The organism is Streptomyces africanus (assembly GCF_002150735.1).
GTDB lineage: Bacteria > Actinomycetota > Actinomycetes > Streptomycetales > Streptomycetaceae > Streptomyces > Streptomyces africanus.
In genome coordinates, this window is record NZ_MUKA01000705.1 from 1 (window position 1) to 233 (window position 233).

At 70.0% G+C, this 233-nt stretch carries 1 protein-coding gene; it reads right to left on the reverse strand.

All coding sequences use genetic code 11. The features are described from left to right. Nucleotides 1–142 (reverse strand): class I SAM-dependent methyltransferase (locus CCL05_RS43560; RefSeq protein WP_425276003.1); only part of this gene is annotated, 142 nt, incomplete at its 3' end. Nucleotides 143–233: the final 91 nt, after the last annotated feature.

A 233-nucleotide genomic window follows, 5' to 3' on the forward strand; every position in this document is an offset into this window, starting at 1 on the left:
TGCAGACCCGCAGGTGCAGCGGGTACGCGGGCTCCGGCTGGTCCAGTTGGTCCGCGGCGAGAAAGCTCTCACACGGCGGGGTCGCCCCCAGATCGACGACGCTCGCCAGCGCCGCCGAGCCGCAGAGTCGGCATCGTGTCATCTACTGCCCCCCATTGATTCCGTCCCCCTTTGATGTCGTCCGCCCCGCGATCGCGGTGCGGTACTCGTCCACCAGGCGCTCCAGGCCGACG